General features: G+C 34.1%; 12 protein-coding genes and 1 pseudogene. 5 read left to right on the top strand and 8 right to left on the bottom strand.

Going from position 1 to position 17080, the window contains the following annotated elements; all coding sequences use genetic code 11:
• Positions 1-492: 492 nt before the first annotated feature.
• Both HNP38_RS18005 and rpiB read right to left on the bottom strand, forming a co-directional pair.
• A pseudogene (locus HNP38_RS18005) lies at positions 493-747 on the bottom strand (thrombospondin type 3 repeat-containing protein); the annotation flags it as partial.
• 376 nt (positions 748-1123) lie between these two features.
• A complete protein-coding gene (gene rpiB / locus HNP38_RS10915; protein ID WP_184189310.1) occupies positions 1124-1558 on the bottom strand; it encodes a ribose 5-phosphate isomerase B in 435 nt (144 codons plus the stop codon).
• A gap of 547 nt (positions 1559-2105) precedes the next feature.
• Between rpiB and HNP38_RS10910 the strand changes: the two genes are divergently transcribed.
• From HNP38_RS10910 to HNP38_RS10900, 3 genes are all read left to right on the top strand, one after another.
• A complete protein-coding gene (locus HNP38_RS10910; protein ID WP_184189307.1) occupies positions 2106-3296 on the top strand; it encodes a phosphoglycerate kinase in 1191 nt (396 codons plus the stop codon).
• Between the two features lie 115 nt (positions 3297-3411).
• Positions 3412-5355 carry a hypothetical protein gene (locus tag HNP38_RS10905; protein WP_184189304.1) on the top strand — a complete coding sequence of 648 codons (1944 nt, stop codon included), beginning with the start codon at positions 3412-3414 and terminating at the stop codon, positions 5353-5355.
• Between the two features lie 6 nt (positions 5356-5361).
• Complete coding sequence (locus tag HNP38_RS10900; protein ID WP_184189301.1) at positions 5362-5949, top strand: hypothetical protein; 588 nt, start codon at positions 5362-5364, stop codon at positions 5947-5949.
• 100 nt (positions 5950-6049) lie between these two features.
• Here HNP38_RS10900 and HNP38_RS10895 read toward each other — a convergent pair whose 3' ends face one another.
• The 6 genes from HNP38_RS10895 to HNP38_RS10870 all read right to left on the bottom strand — a co-directional run bounded on the left by HNP38_RS10895 (position 6050) and on the right by HNP38_RS10870 (position 14769).
• Entirely contained in the window at positions 6050-6871 is an 822-nt protein-coding gene (locus tag HNP38_RS10895; RefSeq protein WP_184189298.1) for a class I SAM-dependent methyltransferase, read from the bottom strand.
• 111 nt (positions 6872-6982) lie between these two features.
• Entirely contained in the window at positions 6983-8845 is a 1863-nt protein-coding gene (gene mnmG, locus HNP38_RS10890; protein ID WP_184189294.1) for a tRNA uridine-5-carboxymethylaminomethyl(34) synthesis enzyme MnmG, read from the bottom strand.
• Between the two features lie 173 nt (positions 8846-9018).
• Positions 9019-9426 carry an rRNA maturation RNase YbeY gene (ybeY, locus tag HNP38_RS10885; protein ID WP_184189292.1) on the bottom strand — a complete coding sequence of 136 codons (408 nt, stop codon included), beginning with the start codon at positions 9424-9426 and terminating at the stop codon, positions 9019-9021.
• Positions 9427-9430: 4 nt separating this feature from the next.
• A complete protein-coding gene (locus HNP38_RS10880) occupies positions 9431-11590 on the bottom strand; it encodes a patatin-like phospholipase family protein (RefSeq protein WP_184189274.1) in 2160 nt (719 codons plus the stop codon).
• Between the two features lie 2 nt (positions 11591-11592).
• Positions 11593-14040 carry a bifunctional UDP-N-acetylmuramoyl-tripeptide:D-alanyl-D-alanine ligase/alanine racemase gene (locus HNP38_RS10875; protein ID WP_184189270.1) on the bottom strand — a complete coding sequence of 816 codons (2448 nt, stop codon included), beginning with the start codon at positions 14038-14040 and terminating at the stop codon, positions 11593-11595.
• 138 nt (positions 14041-14178) lie between these two features.
• Positions 14179-14769 carry a thymidine kinase gene (locus HNP38_RS10870; protein ID WP_184189265.1) on the bottom strand — a complete coding sequence of 197 codons (591 nt, stop codon included), beginning with the start codon at positions 14767-14769 and terminating at the stop codon, positions 14179-14181.
• A 60-nt stretch (positions 14770-14829) separates the two neighbouring features.
• Here HNP38_RS10870 and HNP38_RS10865 point away from each other — a divergent pair, with 60 nt between their 5' ends.
• Entirely contained in the window at positions 14830-16233 is a 1404-nt protein-coding gene (locus HNP38_RS10865; RefSeq protein ID WP_184189262.1) for a hypothetical protein, read from the top strand.
• Positions 16234-16235: 2 nt separating this feature from the next.
• Positions 16236-16910 carry a 16S rRNA (cytidine(1402)-2'-O)-methyltransferase gene (rsmI, locus tag HNP38_RS10860; protein ID WP_184189258.1) on the top strand — a complete coding sequence of 225 codons (675 nt, stop codon included), beginning with the start codon at positions 16236-16238 and terminating at the stop codon, positions 16908-16910.
• The last annotated feature ends 170 nt before the right edge of the window (positions 16911-17080 follow it).

Here is a 17080-nt window from a genome sequence, read left to right as displayed (position 1 = left end):
AATTTTTATTTCAAGCGAAATTTCTTTTTCATTATCTCTTAATGGCTTTTGAGAAATAACAACGTTTCTATCATTTACCTTTCTGCTTACTAAAAAATTATGTAATTCTTCAGAGATAATATTACTGAATTCTTGCTCATAATCTTTAAATAAATATTTCATTTTAATTAAAACATTCTTCTTTTTCGAGAAATTTTCCAAGGCATTTTTATTCCAAAATTTTGTGATTAAAAAATTATATTCATCTGTATTTCTGCTGCTTTCACATTGAGGAACATAACCTTTCGGATAATACAAACATTGAGGACCGTAATCTAAAAAATTAAGATAAGCTTCCTTTATTTCTATATTTTTGTTTTCCTTTTTAAAGTAATTTAAAATATTAATACTCAATGAATTGTAAATATTTTCAATATTTTTATTGTCATTTTTAAATTTCTCAAACTTTAATCTTTCTTCTTCATAGAATTTTGTACAGTCATGATTTTGTGTAGGGCAACCATTATTTTCAATTACACCGATTACAGTAGGACAGGCATCATCCTTATCCAAAATACCATCTCCATCTGTATCCGGCCATGGACAACCATTATTTTCAGCAGCACCTGCAACTTCAGGGCAAGCATCATCTTTATCTATAACACCATCAAGATCAACATCTGGCCAAGGGCAGCCATTATTTTCAGCAGCACCTGCATCTTTAGGACATTGGTCTAAATAAAACAATATTCCGTCTTCGTCGTCATCACCAAGACAAGTCTTTTTATTAAACTCTTTTCTGCATTTTTTAAGAGCATCTTTATTTATTATTTCCTGAGCATGGAAACAACTTAATATGAACACAAAAAATATTAATAAAGAGCCTTTTATTTTCATCATATTTTAATTCATTCTTAACTTCACAACATCAATTTTCCTTCCAATTTATTTACTATTGGGACTTTCGTTTTGTATAAATTTAATACAAATATGGAGAAGAGGGGAGAAAACCTGGTTTAAATATCTTTTAAATATTCTGTCTGGTTTAAATGGAAATAATAGACTGTAATTCCTATCTGACTTTGCAAATATAATCATTTTAAAATAAATAAGGCTTGCCAACTGATTGACAAGCCTTTATCTTTTAGCAATATGCAATTTTATCTACTCTGTTCTGGTGTCTTCCACCTTCAAAACCGGTTGACAAAAATTTATCAACAATTTCTATTGCCAGTTCTTTCGCTATAAATCTTGCCGGAATGGAAATCATATTGGCATCATTATGCTGTCTTGCCAAACTTGCAATTTCAGGCATCCAGCAAAGCGCACAACGGATCTTCTGATGCTTATTGGCCGTAATCTGAACTCCGTTTCCGCTTCCGCAGATCAGGATTCCCAATTCATTATCACCATTTTCCACAGAAGTTGCTGCAGGATGAACGAAATCCGGGTAATCTACACTGTCTGCAGAATATGTCCCGAAATCCTGAACGTCAAACTGCTCTTCAAGATGTTTTTTAATGATCTCTTTATATTCGAAACCTGCGTGATCAGCTGCAATAGCTATCTTTCTTTTCATAATTACAATATTAGATTTACTTTCTCTACAAAGTTAAGTATTCTGATAAGAACTGTTAGCTTTTCATTAGTTAATTGTGAAAAGCAATGTGAATAAGTGTGGAAAACTTTTATTAACTAAATATTTCTTTTTTTTAAAAAATCATTATTGAAAATAAGCTCCAAAAATTTTACCGGGAATTTTCAAAATCTTTTTTCCAGTTAATCTCTACTTTTTCCATAGAACAGAAATTAATAAAATAGCCAGCTGCCAAGTTATCAATATTTGTTAGTAAATCCAAAAATTATCACATTTCCAGTAAATTATACTGTTAATTAAATATGAATTGAAATCAAATTTTATGTTATGAAGTTTTTAGAGAAAAGTTATCCCCGAAACTCACAATACTCAACAACAACTATCAACTTTCTTTTTTTAAAAAAAACAATATATGTTGATTAATGGATGATCGGGTTTGTGGGAAGTTTTTTGAAAACTTTTGTCGTGTTCGATCTTTTCAAGAAGTTTAAAGTATTACATTTGTGAAAAGAAAATTCAAAGGTAATTTATGAAAACAATCAATGATTTCAATTTTAGAGATAAGAAAGCTCTGGTAAGGGTAGATTTCAATGTTCCACAGGATGATCAGCTTAAAGTTACGGATAATACCAGGATAGTTGCGGTAAAACTAACGGTAGAGAAAATCCTTAAAGACGGAGGTTCTGTAATTTTAATGACGCATCTGGGAAGACCTAAAGGAGAAGTAAAAGATGAGTTTTCCCTAAAACATATTGTAGATGAAGTTTCTAATGTTCTTGGCCAGGAAGTAAAATTTGTAGAAGAATCAGTAGGAGAGAAGGCTGAGCAGGCTGCTGCAGCTCTTCAACCGGGTGAGATCTTATTATTGGAAAATTTACGTTTTCATAATGAAGAGGAAAAAGGAGATGAAGCATTTGCAGAAAAGCTTTCTAAATTAGGTGATGCCTATGTGAATGATGCTTTTGGTACAGCTCACAGAGCACACGCTTCTACAGCAGTTATCGCTCAATATTTTAATTCAACTAAATTTTTCGGTTTATTGATAGCTAAAGAATTAGAAGCTATTGATAAAGTTTTGAAAAGCGGTGAAAAGCCTATAACGGCTATATTGGGAGGATCTAAAGTTTCAACTAAAATTACCATTATAGAGAATATCCTGCCTGCTGTAGATAATCTGATTATTGGCGGAGGAATGGCATTTACATTCATTAAGGCTTTAGGAGGTAAAGTAGGAAATTCTTTAGTAGAAGATGATAAACTTGCTTTAGCTATAGAAATTTTAGGCAAAGCTAAAGAGCATAACGTAAAAGTATATCTTCCGTCTGATGTTATCATTGCTGAAAATTTCAGTAATGATGCAGACAGAAAGGAAGTGGATATCTATGCTATTCCTGAAGGATGGATGGGACTGGATGCGGGTCAGAAATCAAGGGATCAGTTCAATGATGTTCTTTTGAATTCGCGAACTATCTTGTGGAATGGACCTATCGGAGTTTTTGAAATGTCAAACTTTGCTGCAGGAACGGTAGCTTTAGGTGACAGTATTGCTGAGGCAACTGGTTTAGGAGCTTTCTCATTAGTCGGGGGAGGAGATAGTGTTGCTTTTGTTAAGCAATTTGGTTACGCCGATAAAGTGAGTTATGTTTCAACCGGTGGAGGGGCTATGCTGGAAAGTCTGGAAGGTTTAGAACTTCCGGGAGTTGCTGCTATTAACAAGTAATATTTTTAGAATATAAATTTTTTAGTCTGCTGATTTTTCAGCAGACTTTTTTTATTTTTAATACGACAGGTTTTGGCGCTTCGTCGATGAATATTTGCATGATAAAAATTTAAATATGAAAGATTATGATGCAATTCCCGATTTTGATGACTTTGATATTGAAAATCAGAATATTTTAAAAAGTTATTACAAGAGTAAATCTATTTTGGATTTTAGTGCTCTCAAAGGCCTGAATAGTACGAAATTAAATGATATAAAATTGAATACATCGTTCAGCGAAATCTCTAATGAAATTGCTCTATCAGGACCTTTCGGAAAGAATAGTGTTTTCTATAAACCTGATGTAAATGATTATGATCCAATTACGCAGAATTTCTATACTGGCAGTATCAATTATGATTTATTAATTACTGATTTAAAAAGTAATCTTAATAGAATAAAGAATTTTTTATTTGATTTCAGTAAATATACTTTGGATAATAAAATCAATTCTTCAGGAAGCAATTCGTTAAATGTTCCTATTACTTCATCTTTAAAGTATGATAAACCCTTTGTATTTCATAATGATGATAACGAAATTCAAATAAGTTTTGATACAGGTAAACTTAATGAAAGAAAAAACTTATTAAGTAATCAGTATACTTATGGAATATATTATAATAATAATAAGGTTGCATACAACATTAATTTTATATATAAAGACGGGGAGGATAAGAGCTTTCAAGATCTTGAAAGTAATAGCAGTGAAAGCCCTACTGATTTTAAATTAAATGACGAATATGTTGCTATAAAACTATTCACCAGTGATGTTAATGTATATCTGGCTTTCATTGGGTATATTTTTAGCCTTAAAGAGGCTGAATCCATGAAAAAAAATGTTATCAGATATTTTAATTATTTCTTTTCTAGAGCTGAAAATAATTCCGATGCATTGGACGGTTTATATGAAAATATTCCTGAATTTGTTTTAGAATCAATTCCTGAGACTCAATTATGGGCTGATCTGATGATTCTTTCTGAGTCTGGAATTGATACTATCGGGACCAATGAAAATATAGCCATTATTAATCTTTTAAAAGGGCTAAAAAATACGGTCTGGTTTTCTAATATCAATAATAATCCTGAACCTATTCGCAAGATTTTTAAGAAATTTAATAGAGAATATATTCAAGAATTAATACTCATTTTCTCCAGAATGGGATTAAGAAACTGGAAAAAAGAAAATCTGGATAATGCATGGAAATTCGATCTGAACTATGAAGAAATTGATTTTTCTACTACTACTAAACTAAGATACACAGGCTTTGCCTATTACCTGGAAAAAGAAAGAAAGTATAAGATAGGGACAGCTATGTTTGGTTATGATAATGAAGAGTCTTTTGTAATGCCTTATCATGAGAATGAGATAGGACCGGATGATTTTAAACTTCCTTTTGATCCCATGAAAATGGTTTTAGAGGATGGTAAAGAATTGTATATACCTTGCTTTGTAGCAGAATATTTTACAGACAGAAAAATTGATGAGGAATTCTGGAGTGTGCTTAATAATATAGCTGTTGGTTTATTAGTTGAAACCGAAATTTATCTTTTATTAAGATCACTTAAAAGGATTAAAACTAACAATAAAATTATTAATAAGTTTAAAAAATTTCCTCGAATTAGTAATAAGTTTCCCAAAGAAGAATTACCTTTAGATGGAAAGATTTATGGAATAGTTGAAGTTGAAAATGGGTTATTGAAATTGGATGGGAATATTATCCCTAAATATAGTAAAGTCGATTTTGTTATTGATCTGGATGGTAATTTAATTTTAGGGTATAAGCATCATCTCCTTGGTAATAGAAGTGATGTAATTGCTGCGGGCACTTTAAAAATTGACAAAGGAAGGGTTACAAGTATAACTAATTTTTCAGGGCATTATTGGCCATCTGTCATAGAAACAGATAATTTTCCTCTTATTTTTAAAGAATTAGGTGTCGATTTAAAAAGAACATATTTAACTACAGGCTTTATCTCTGAAAATAAAATTTGGAAAGAAGTTGCAAAAAAAATTAAATAGTAAAAAATGAAAGCAAAAAATTATATTGATCTTATTGAAGAAAGAAATACCAGAGGTTTTGACTCTGTAGAAAATGTTTTTTCTAAATTTCCTAAAGATGAAAGAAGAGATTCTTTTTTGTATGCTTTATCTATATACCATCTACCGGAAAGTATTTTTAAATCTAATCCTGAACTTTGGATTGATTTTGATATAAATGATTGGGAATATATTATAATAAATAATAATGATAGACCAGAAGTAATTGAAAATGATTTTAGACTTATTAACTCTCAGAGCTATGATGATATAAAGATACTCAATAAATACCTTAATATTAATCCTTTTTCTTTACTTCTTAAGATTGGCAATTCTATGAATAAAAAAGACTTAATAAATTGCTTCAAATTTGGGAAGCAATATTGTGGGACTTTTTATGAAGATGAAAATTTTTTTAGAGATACTTATGAGGACTCATGGAATTTATCTTATGAAGATCTTCAAACCTATTCAAAAAAACTGTTAAGTCAGGGATGTACCAAAAGACCAGAAAATGAAGATGAATTATTCATCTGGTTAAATAATAATTATGATTTGACAGAAAATTTAATTTAAGATTAATGAAACAAGAACTCTGAAATTTTTCAGAGTTTTTTAAATTTTAGATCAAAATTAGCGAAAATTGACCTTCATAAATAGGTCAAAAATCGATTTTCTATTTTTTTTCGATAATATATACCAAACTTGAAAATTCGTTCGAAAAAATTGCTTTTACGTTCGAAATTGTTCCGTAGATCATTGCTTTTAACCAAAAAACTGGTGATTTTTTATATTTTTCGCTCAACATGGAGATGTAATAGGAATCAAGAATCAGAGGTTTGATTTTTCTCATTTTCCAATCCGGTTTATTTGAAATCAGATTTTCCATTCCGGTTTTTGAAAAATGATAGATGTGTCGTGGGACATCATAAGCTGCCCAATATTCTTTATAATGTAGAGCATCGTAAGAAGTAGGGTTGGGAACAGCAATAATTAATAGTCCTTTTTCTTTTAATTTTGTATGAAAAATATTGAGCATTTCATCCTGATTTTCGATATGCTCAAATACATGCCATAATGTAATGGCGTCTAAACTCCCATCTTCAATCAGGTTAATATTATCAATAATTTTGGCTTTAGTGATTTTATTTTGGGCTGCTTTTCTGGCATCAGAATCCGGTTCAAAACCTAAAGTTTCAAAATCATTTTCTATAAATTTTACAAATTCCCCGGCGCCGCACCCATAATCCAGAACTCTTGAATTCTTTTTTATTCTGTCTGCAAGAATATTTTTTTTGTATTGCAGATTAAAAGATTGCAGAAATTTATATAGCTTTTCTTTGAAACTTCCTGAATCCTGATGATGGGAAATATAATCTTCACTTTCATAATATATGGAAATATTGGATGGAATAGGGGAGGTCTTGAAAACTCCTTTTGTTTCCGTTTCTTTAATTTCAAATATTTCCTGGGTAAGAAAATGATCTTTAATTTTCATTATATGCTCCTTTTAAATTAAAAATTAAGATATTCAGAGTGTAAACCAAGCTCATCAATACCTTAATTTTTGTTTTGTTTTTATAAATGTTTCACGTGAAACATCTCTCGATTATCTTCCTAAATATACCAGTAATACATTGATGTCTGCCGGAGAAACTCCGCTTATTCTGCCTGCCTGGGCAATTGTTTTTGGCCTCACGTTAGACATTTTCTGTTTGGCTTCTGCGGAAAGGCTTGATATTTTTGCATAGTCAAAATCTTCCGGAATTTTAATGTTTTCCAGGCGGTTCAGTTTAGCTACATTTTCTTTTTCTTTTTCAATATAGCCTTTATACTTGATATTGATCTCTGCCTGTTCTCTTACTTCATCGTCATACTGAGAAGCTTTTTCTTGTATGGCTTCAATATTTTCAAGCTTTTCCAGGGTCATATTCGGTCTTGTAAGAATCTGAGCTGCTCTGTAAGCCTGGTCTACCGAGCTGCTTTCTATACTTTCAAGAATAGGATTTATAATTCCCGGCTTTAGAGAAGTTTCTCTTAAAAAATCTTCAAGTTCTTCACTTTTAGCTATTTTTTCTTCAACTCTTTTTAATCTCTCTTCTTTGGCTAAACCAAGATTATATGCTTTTTCAGTTAATCTGATATCTGCATTATCCTGTCTCAAAAGAAGCCTGTATTCTGCACGGGAAGTAAACATTCTGTAAGGTTCTTCCGTACCTTTTGTAATGAGATCATCAATTAAAACACCAATATAAGCCTCATCTCTGTTTAAAGTGAATTCACCCTTGTCATGTACTTTATTGTGGGCATTAATCCCTGCCATAAAGCCTTGTCCGGCTGCTTCTTCATATCCTGTAGTACCATTGATCTGTCCGGCAAAATATAAATTATCTATTAATTTTGTTTCTAAGGTATGCTTTAATTGTGTTGGTGGAAAATAATCATACTCAATAGCATAACCCGGACGGAATACTTTTACGTTTTCAAAGCCTGGAATATGCTTCATTGCCTTGATCTGTACATCTTCCGGTAAGGAAGAGCTGAATCCGTTTACATAGATTTCCACAGTTTTCCAACCTTCTGGCTCTACGAAAAGCTGGTGTCTTGTTCTTTCTGCAAAACGATTGATCTTATCCTCAATACTTGGGCAATATCTTGGTCCTAAGCTTTGAATGGTACCATTAAACATAGGGCTTCTATCGAAACCTTCACGTAAAATATCGTGTACAATTTCGTTTGTATAAACGATATGGCAGCTTAATTGTTTAGTTAATTTAGGAGTGTCTAAATAGCTGAACTTTTGAGGATTTTCATCTCCTTTTTGTTCTTCCATTTTGCTATAATCCAGGCTTCTTCCGTCAACTCTCGGTGGAGTACCGGTTTTCATTCTTCCGGCTTCAAAACCTAGAGAAACCAATTGTTCTGTGATCCCGAAAGCCCTTGGTTCACCCATTCTTCCACCACCTAATTGTTTGTCTCCCACGTGAATCAAACCATTAAGGAATGTTCCGTTGGTAAGAACTACGGATCTGCCTTTTATTTCAATTCCTAAAGAGGTCATAACGCCTGTAACCTTATTATTTTCGATAACAAGTTGTTTTACCATATCCTGAAAGAAATCAAGATTGGGAGTATTTTCCAATGCTAAACGCCATTCTTCTGCGAAAAGCATTCTGTCATTCTGGGTTCTTGGTGACCACATAGCAGGTCCTTTGGAAAGATTGAGCATCTTGAACTGAATAGCAGATTTATCCGCTACAATTCCTGAATATCCTCCCATAGCATCTATTTCCCGGACGATCTGCCCTTTTGCAATACCTCCCATTGCCGGGTTACAACTCATCTGTCCAATGGTCTGCATATTCATAGTGATAAGCAGGGTTCTCGATCCAAGATTAGCTGCGGCAGCTGCTGCTTCACATCCTGCGTGACCAGCACCTACGACTATTACATCATATATTTCTGAAATCATTTTCTCACAATATTTAGCCTTTTAATCAATATTTCTGTCATGATGTTTCACGTGAAACATTAATTAAAAAACCTTTTTATAATGGTTGTTTTCGTTTGTTTTTTCTTAAACTAGATTAAAAGATTTAAAAATTTAGAAAGGCAAAAAATTATATATTTTCATTCTCTAAATATTTACTCATACTTAGCTAAGTAAAAATCTTCTTTTCTTCGCATTTCTTTTTCTTCTTCTTCAGTTTTATCTTTATACCCGCAAAGATGAAGAATACCGTGAGCTAAAACTCTTCTCAGTTCTTCTTCATAGTTTTTGGATAGGGTAGAAGCGTTATCTGAAATGCGCTGCAAAGATACGAAAATCTCCCCGCTTATGGTTTTGCCCTTTACATAATCGAAAGTAATGATATCCGTATAGTAATCATGCTGGAGATAATCCTGATTGACCTTCAATAAATAGTCATCATCACAGAATATGTAATTGATCTCCCCAGGTTTTTTTTCTTCTGAAATAATAAGGGCTTCCAGCCATGATATATATTCTGTATTAACAGATTCGGGTAAGTTTTCGTAAAAGAATTGTATCATTGTTTTAAAACCAGTGTCCTAATATGACACTGAATATGCCTTTTTGATTATTTTTGAGTGAATGACTAAAATTGACTTTGATCTGCCCGAATGGAGATTTATAGCCAGCAGTTATACCTAACGAACTATAATTTAGCTTAACTGTATCTTCGAAGCTGATATCATCGGAAAGATTGGCAAAAGAGAAATTTCCGCTGATAAAATAGTTTTTATTGAATTTAAACTGAAGATCATTAGAGATCAGAATAGTATTATTTGTACTAAGCTGTGCGAAATAAAACCCGGAGAAGTTTTTAAAGTTGATCACATTCTGTTCAAAAATTCCCCCTAATCTGTACTGGTAAAACTGTGGCAGATTTTCGCCAATGGTTATTCCTCCGTAAAGATTAAGACGGTAAGCAAATTGTTTTGTTAGCGGTATATTGATCCTGATATCCGCCTTTACCTGTACCACTCTTTTTTCTATTTCTGATTTTAAAAGGTCGATCACTTTTCCTTCTGCTGATAGGAAAATCCCTTTGGTAGGAAAATCCTTATCATTCTGGGTATCGCTTTTTAAGAATATATAAGGATTCAAAAACCGGTTATATCTTTTGTTAGTACCGTCAGCGGCTTCAGCTTCAAAATAATCATGGCTTATACCCCCGCCAATGGCAAACTTATCTTTCCAGATGGATTGAATATAGGCTTCATTTCTTAGCCATTCCCATTTATCTACCGTATAATTATTCTGGTCTTTAATGTCGAAACTCATTCCTGATGAATAAATTCCAAGTCCGGGAATGTAACCATTATCTATAAAATAGTTTAAATAATATCTTGGTTTATCTCCAACTATAACGTCCAGCGAGAGATTGGTATTCTTAAATAAAAGCCGCTTGGCAGAATAATTTAAAAGCAAACCTGTTTTGAAAACTTCATCATAATGCAATCCGAATTTGAGGAAATGACGGGCTTCATCTTCTGTGACATACAGCTTAAGATAATTAGCATCGTTTTCAGGAACAATATCATAGTTAATGAATCGGTAGTTGTTAGTAGCGACCAGTTTATCGAGCATCCTGTTGATGCTCCCATAGGTCTGCATAGAAGGGAGCCTGAGCCCCATTTTACCTAAAATATAATTTTTGCCATAAATTTTCCCTCCTTCCAAAGCCAGGCTGTCTATCTTATAGACATTGGAATAAATTGGATTTATGCGCTCCCTAAGGCGGTCAAACGGACGTTTTGGAAGCTGGTCGAGTATCTCCGTATATTTCAGTCCTTCTGTATATCCGCTGTCAAGGATTTTTTTCTTTTCATCGTAGCTGGTAGCGGTCATGCCTTTCAGATCGGGCTTAATATTAATATCCGTGTATTTATACTGGCGCCTTGTATCTTTTTTGATCCCGAAATCAATCACTTGGTTCAGGATGGCAATAATATTGTTTAAATCTTCTCTTTTAGACAGATCCTGGTTCAGGTCCACCCCGATAACGATATCGATTCCTTTGTCCTTTAATGGCTTTGAGGGGTAATTTACCGTCATGGCTCCGTCAATGTAGATACTGTCCCCAATCTTTACTGGATCCATTAGTGAAGGAAAAGCTGAACTTGCCATAATAGACTGTACCAAATCTCCTTTCTCAAAAATTTCCATATTTCCGCTTTCCAGATTGGTGGCTACACACATGAAGGGAATAGGCAATTTAGAAAAATCATCAATATTGGAAACATTCTTGAAAAGTTCTTTCAGCAAATACACATTTTTCTGGCCGGAACTGATGGAAGAGGGCAGGGTGATCTTCCCATTTTTTAAAGGAATGGAAAGAAGGTATTTATCAACAGATTTATTATAAAAAGTGGCTTCCTGCCTGGATTTTGGATCCATGATCAAAGAATAGAAATCCGTATCCATGACTATTTTTTCAATTTCTTTGCCGGAATATCCTGAAGCATAAAGACCGCCTACAATAGCCCCCATACTTGTCCCTGCAATATAATCGACCTTAACTCCTAGGGAATCCAATACTTTCAGCACTCCTACATGAGAAAAACCTTTTGCTCCGCCGCCAGCCAGTGAAAGCCCTATTTTTGGATTTTTAGAGATTACAAGGCCTTTTTTTACCTGTGCATGGATCAGGAACAGCTGGAATACGAATAAAAGGATCAGGAGTTTTCTCATAATTAATCTTTTATATATATCCGTTTCACCCGGGGCGAAATAGAGGTTAATACTTCATAAGTTATTGTTTTGCAATAATCTGCAAATTCTTTTAAGTTGGGTTTGGCATTAAAAACAGTTACCGTATCTCCTTCTTTTACATTAGGGATATCATCTACATTAATCATCATCATGTCCATACAGATATTCCCAACAATAGGGGCTAAAACTTTATTTATCCCCACGTTTCCCACCTCGTTTCCTATCAGTCTGGGAATTCCGTCTGCATAGCCAACAGGAATGGTGGCAATCTTTGTGGGATGATCCGTTTTATACTTTCTGCTGTAACCGACAGATTCCCCGTTTTCTACTAAGGAGATCTGGGAAATTACCGTTTTAAAGCTTACCACAGACTGCAACTGCTTCTGGATCTCCGGATTGGAAGACTCGCCCAGCATACCGATCCCGATTCTCACCATATTATACTGATAGTCCGTGTAACTCGTTATTCCCGAAGAATTTAAAATATGGCGGTCAGGTTGATATCCTAATTTTTTGATTAAATATGCTGAACTTTTCTCAAAAGCTTCTAGTTGCTTTAAGGTAAAATCTTTTTCTGCGGGTACATCAGAAGATGATAAATGACTGAAAATACTCTGAACTTTCAGATTTTTATGTTCTAAGGTTTCATTGAGATAATCTAGTTCAAACTCTTTAAAACCAAGACGGTGCATTCCTGTTTCTAATTTGATGTGGATAGGATATTTTTTGTCGTATCCTGATTTCTGAACGGCTTCGTAAAACAAATCCAATACCCTGAAACTGTAAATTTCCGGTTCTAAATTGTATTCAATAATGGCTTCATAGCTATGCTGTTCGGGATTCATCACAACAATAGGAGTGGTAATTCCCTTTTTACGAAGTTCAACACCTTCATCAGCATATGCAACTCCCAGATAATCAATATGATGATGCTGTAAAAACTCTGAAACCTCATAACTTCCCAATCCATAGGAATTTGCTTTTACCATGGCCATCATTTTTGTGCCGGGTTTCAGTAAAGATTTGTGATAATTGATATTGTGCAAAATTGCGTTCAGGTTGATCTCCAAAACAGTATCATGCTTTCTGAGTTCAAGAAGATCTTTCAGTTTTTCGATCTCAAATTTTCTTGCTCCTTTTAAAAGAATAATCTGATTTTCAATTTCATTAAGGTGTTTACTTTCAATAAGTTCTTTAGTATTAATGAAAGTAAAGGTTTTAGTGTTGAAAAGGCTATCGAATTTGGTAATTTCGTGCCCGATGAGGAAGACAGAATCAAATTTTTGTTCATTCACAAGCTCTGAAACTTCTTCATACAGCTCTTTGGAATTAGAGTTTACTCCAACAATATCCGTTAAAACTAATGATTTCCTAGGCTTTTTATATTCATTTAAAAACTGAAGTGCTGTTTTCAGGGAATCCAGATCCAGATTAAAGGAATCGTTGATGATGATATTATTTTTAATTCCTTCAATAGCTTCCAGCCTCATTTCAATGGCTTTCAGGCTATTAATTTTTTCAATAATCTTTTGATTATCAATATTCAGTTCCTTTAAAACCGTGATCAGGGCCAAAGCATTGGTCAAAGTGGCTTCGTCCCTCTGATGAACAGGGAATATGATCTCTTCATCAAAATATTCTACCACGATATTTTCGTCTTTTGAAATATTATTTTTGATAAAGACATCGTTTTCTTTTTTAAATCCGTAAGAAATTAATCTTTTACCTGAATATAATTCTTTTATTCTATTATCAACCAGTGAATTATCGCCATTGTAGATGATGACCTCAGATTCTCTGAAAAGCTTGATTTTTTCGTTGATCAGCTCTTCTTCGGATTCAAAATTGGCAGCATGAGCAGAACCGATATGGGTAAGCAAGCCGATCTGTGGATGGAATATACTTTCCAATCTTCGCATTTCATTTGGCTTGGAGATACCTACTTCAAAAATCCCAAGTTCATGGGAATGGTTGATCTGAAGTAAAGAAAGTGGAAGTCCGATCTGGGAATTAAAACTTTTCGGGCTTTTTACGGTCGGGAATTCGTTCCATAAACATTGATATAGCCATTCTTTTAAAATAGTTTTTCCGTTGCTTCCTGTAATTCCGATAGATTTTAATCCGGAGTTTTCAAAATGGTATTTGGCCAGCTTTTGCAGAAATTCAACAGAATTTTCTACAATCAGCCAGGTGATATTTTCAAACTGTGGGGCATGATGTTCGGAGATAATTATATTTATTCCCCTGTCAATAGTAGCTTCAATGAATTTTTCCCCTGAATTTTTTTTAGTATTAATTGCTATGAATGCCGTATTCTTTGTTGAATAAATGATCCTGCTGTCAAAAGCTATATTTTTAACCACTAATTCCTTATCTCCAATGATCTGTGCATTGGTGATGGCTGCAATTTCTTTTACTGTATAATTCATTGATACCCTTTCTGCTTTGGTTTGAGCGAAATTGCCAAATCGCAAAATCGTAAAAAGGCAAAATTGTAAAACTGCGAATTTGTTTTAAAGAACTTATTTTCAGTCTTTTTACAATTTCACGATTTTACCTTTATAAATTTATTTTTTCTTTTTTAAAAGAACTTCATCAATAAAAACACGGCGGCTTACGGCTTCATAACTTTCAGTTTCCCCCAGTTCCACCAGGTTATCTCCCTGAGATGTTCTCATAGAGTAATTGGCGAGATTACCTGTTCTCTTGCAAATAGCGTGCACTTTTGTCACGTACTCTGCAGTAGCCATCAAATTAGGCATAGGCCCAAAAGGGCGGCCGAGAAAGTCCATATCCAAACCTGCAATAACTACTCTTATTCCACTGTTTGCCAACTGATTAGATATATCAACAATGCCTTCATCGAAAAACTGTGCCTCATCTATTCCCACCACATCACAATTGGAAGCCAGCAAAAGGATCTCGTTGGGATTTTCCACTGCCGTACTGCGGATCTTATTCTGATTGTGAGAAACGACATCCTCTTCAGAATACCGGGTATCCAGCTTAGGCTTAAAAATTTCCACATTCTGTCCTGCCATTTCAGCCCTTCTGAGCCGCCGGATGAGCTCTTCAGTTTTTCCTGAAAACATAGAGCCGCAAATAACTTCCATCCATCCGCTTTGTTTGGAATGATTAATTGTATTTTCTAAAAACATTTGTTAAATTAGCCGTAATATTTTAACATCAAAAGTAAGCAATTTTAACAAGAATCTTATATGCAGAACATCCAAGATTTAAAGGAAAAGATTTTTTTCGAATCCAAAAATATCATTGATATTTTGGAGAAAATAAACAATGTAGATGAATTACTTTCTAAGCAGGATCTGGTAGATGAACTGGCCAACAGGATCTCTTTTTTAAGATTGCTGGAAAAAAACATCGAATATTTTATTCAGGATAATTCATTTCAGAATTCTGATAACCAATATATTATAAATACTGATGCAGAGGTACAGGAGTTCAGCCATGAGGTTACAGAAGAAGAGGCGATTTTTAATAATGAATTAAACGAAATAGATGATCATTCTGAAAATATTCAGGAAGAATCTTCACCTAACGAAATAACAGAAGAAGAAGCTGTTTTTAATAACCAACTGAACGAAATTGATGAAAGCGAACCTTCCGATTATCAGGAAAGTGTATTAAACTTTATAGATGAGGAAAGGATTCTTGCCAATGCCGAACCTGATAATGATGATGGGATTCATGAAGGAATGTTCACCCACGAGGTGACGGAAGAGGAAGCAATTTTTAACAATCAGTTGAATGAGATTGATCAGTTTGAAAACGAAGTTTCTGATTACCAGGGAAATGCCGATGCACCTTTTGATGAGGAAGAAAAAATTCAGGACAGCTTTGAACAGGAAATAAGTGGGGAAAAAGAAGCTGATCAAACACAGGATGCAACTGAAAGGATACCAAGCATTTTTGATACTGAAATTCCGGAAGATGATATCCTGATCGAAGAAGATGAAGAGCGGTTTATCACTTCGAATACCATCATTGAGCAGGGAGAAATGGCAAGCGAAACTTCGAATGTAGAGAATATAGTAAATGAAATAAAAAATGAAGCTCAGGCAGAAGAGAAACAGGAGGAAATCATAATTTCCGGAGAAGCAGACAGAAGAAAAATTGTCGAAATAGACAGGCCTTCGCCGGAAACCGAAAAGGAGAGGCCTGCGTCTGATGAAAGCTTCGAAAACATAGATGCCTATAACCAGGAGAAAAAAATAAAACTGGCCAATATCAAAGGATTAAAAGCAGTACAGACCTTATTTGATGATGATCCTTTGGAAAGGAATATTCCGCAGGAAAAACCGGTACAGACCGTAGAAAGTACAGGCAGTATCTTGAAAACCAATATCCCGACAGATTATATGGAGGCAGAAAAAACCAAGCCTGAATTCAGATTAGACCTGAATGACAGGATAGCTTTTACAAAGACCCTCTTTGGAGGAAGCCAGTCAGAGCTGAATGAGGTGGTTACAGAACTGAACAGTTTCAAAACCCTGGAAGAGGCTAAAGAATACCTGAGCGAGCTCTATTATGAGAAAAACTGGAAAAAAGCGGATGAATATGCGCAAAGGCTGTGGGTATTGGTAGAAAATAAATTCTTATAGTTTTGAGCGGTACACTATATTTCGTTCCTACTCCCATAGGGAACTTGGAAGATATGACCTTCAGAGCCGTAAATGTTCTGAAAGAAGCGGATTATATTTTATGTGAAGATACCAGAACCTCAGGAATACTTTTAAAGCATTTTGAAATTTCCAAGCCGTTAAAATCCTATCACTTACATAATGAGCATCAGGCCACGGAAAAAGTAATTTCCGACCTGAAAAACGGACAGAATATTGCCATCATTACAGATGCAGGAACACCGGGAATTTCAGACCCGGGATATTTATTGGGGAAAGCAGGGGCAGACCATAATATTGAAATGATATGCCTTCCGGGTGCTACGGCCTTTGTTCCGGCTCTTGTAGTTTCAGGATTACCCAATAATGAATTTCTGTTTGCCGGATTTCTGCCTCAAAAAAAGGGAAGGCAGACAAAGCTGAAACAGCTTGCCGAAGAAAAAAAAACCATTGTTTTATACGAGAGCCCGCACAAAATAAATACTACTTTGGAGCAGATCAGGGAATTTTTCGGGGAGCATACAAAAGTGAGCCTGAGCAGGGAAATATCTAAAAAATTTGAAGAAACAAAAAGAGGCACAATCCATGAACTGATCGAATTCTCCAAGAGTAAAACGTTAAAAGGGGAAATTGTCCTGATTGTGAATAATTCCATTTAAAGGTTCAGCTTCATTGTCTCCTATCTGCTCTATAGGATCTTTCACTATACATTTATGATGAAAAACAGTTGCAAATATTCAGTAAATTGATGATTTAAAATGTATTGAATAGTAAATTGTAATATCTTTGCGGTCTCTTATTATTTTTAATAGGCTAAAAAATCTATTTT

This window comes from Chryseobacterium defluvii (assembly GCF_014204415.1).
In the GTDB taxonomy this organism is placed as follows: Bacteria; Bacteroidota; Bacteroidia; order Flavobacteriales; family Weeksellaceae; genus Chryseobacterium; species Chryseobacterium defluvii_A.
This window is presented reverse-complemented; position numbering and strand designations above follow the sequence as displayed.

Bases quoted from the DNA above. Each gene is read 5' to 3' on its own strand.
- HNP38_RS10880 (WP_184189274.1), bottom strand. From the start codon at position 11,590: ATGAGAAAACTCCTGATCCTTTTATTCGTATTCCAGCTGTTCCTGATC.
- HNP38_RS10905 (WP_184189304.1), top strand. From the start codon at position 3,412: ATGAAAGATTATGATGCAATTCCCGATTTTGATGACTTTGATATTGAA.
- HNP38_RS10910 (WP_184189307.1), top strand. From the start codon at position 2,106: ATGAAAACAATCAATGATTTCAATTTTAGAGATAAGAAAGCTCTGGTA.
- HNP38_RS10875 (WP_184189270.1), bottom strand. From the start codon at position 14,040: ATGAATTATACAGTAAAAGAAATTGCAGCCATCACCAATGCACAGATC.
- HNP38_RS10895 (WP_184189298.1), bottom strand. From the start codon at position 6,871: ATGAAAATTAAAGATCATTTTCTTACCCAGGAAATATTTGAAATTAAA.
- HNP38_RS10870 (WP_184189265.1), bottom strand. From the start codon at position 14,769: ATGTTTTTAGAAAATACAATTAATCATTCCAAACAAAGCGGATGGATG.
- HNP38_RS10900 (WP_184189301.1), top strand. From the start codon at position 5,362: ATGAAAGCAAAAAATTATATTGATCTTATTGAAGAAAGAAATACCAGA.
- ybeY (WP_184189292.1), bottom strand. From the start codon at position 9,426: ATGATACAATTCTTTTACGAAAACTTACCCGAATCTGTTAATACAGAA.
- mnmG (WP_184189294.1), bottom strand. From the start codon at position 8,845: ATGATTTCAGAAATATATGATGTAATAGTCGTAGGTGCTGGTCACGCA.
- rpiB (WP_184189310.1), bottom strand. From the start codon at position 1,558: ATGAAAAGAAAGATAGCTATTGCAGCTGATCACGCAGGTTTCGAATAT.
- HNP38_RS10865 (WP_184189262.1), top strand. From the start codon at position 14,830: ATGCAGAACATCCAAGATTTAAAGGAAAAGATTTTTTTCGAATCCAAA.